Here is a 647-nt window from a genome sequence, read left to right on the forward strand (position 1 = left end):
AGCGCCGCCGCGGCCGGAGGTCGCCCGCTCGTCGAGTCGCTCCGAGCCGCGGCCGCCGCTGCGGCGGTCGGGCGCGACGCGACGATCCCGCTCGTCGCCCGCAAGGGGCGGGCGAGCTACCTGGGCGATCGGAGCGCCGATCACCTCGATCCCGGGGCGACCTCGGCTGCGATCCTCGTCGAGGCCCTCGCCGACGCACGATCGGAGCGCGTCGGATGATCGGGCTCGTCGTCGTCTCGCACAGTCCGGCGCTCGCAGAGGCCGCGGTCGAGCTGGGCCTGGAGATGGTGCACGGCGAGGCGCCGCCCGTGCGAATCGCCGCCGGTTCCGACGGCAGGTTCGGCACGGATGCGGCGGCCGTCGCCGCGGCGATCGACGAGCTCGCCGGACGAGGAGTCCCGGGCGTCCTCGTCGTCACCGACCTCGGCTCGGCCGTGCTGAGCGCCGGGCTCGCCCTCGACCTCAGGGAGTCGACGACGGAGGTCGTGGTCGGTGCGGGGCCGTTCGTGGAGGGCATCACGGCGGGGCTCGTGCTGGCCGCGACGGGCGCGCCGCTCGACGAGGTCGCCCGCGAGTCCGCCGCGGCGCTCGACGCGAAGCGGGAGCAGGTCGATCCGGTGCCCGCGGCGGCGCCCGCGGAATCGGTC

General features: G+C 76.7%; 2 protein-coding genes. Both read left to right on the plus strand.

All coding sequences use genetic code 11. The features are described 5' to 3' along the window. Positions 1 to 219: DAK2 domain-containing protein (locus ESO86_RS18195; RefSeq protein WP_129236072.1), on the plus strand; the 219-nt coding region annotated here is incomplete at its 5' end. Next, the coding region (locus ESO86_RS18200; RefSeq protein WP_422836517.1) for a PTS-dependent dihydroxyacetone kinase phosphotransferase subunit DhaM at positions 216 to 647 on the plus strand (432 nt) is incomplete at its 3' end. The genes ESO86_RS18195 and ESO86_RS18200, both read left to right, overlap by 4 nt.

It is taken from the genome of Agromyces binzhouensis, from assembly GCF_004135055.1.
Classification (GTDB): domain Bacteria; phylum Actinomycetota; class Actinomycetes; order Actinomycetales; family Microbacteriaceae; genus Agromyces; species Agromyces binzhouensis.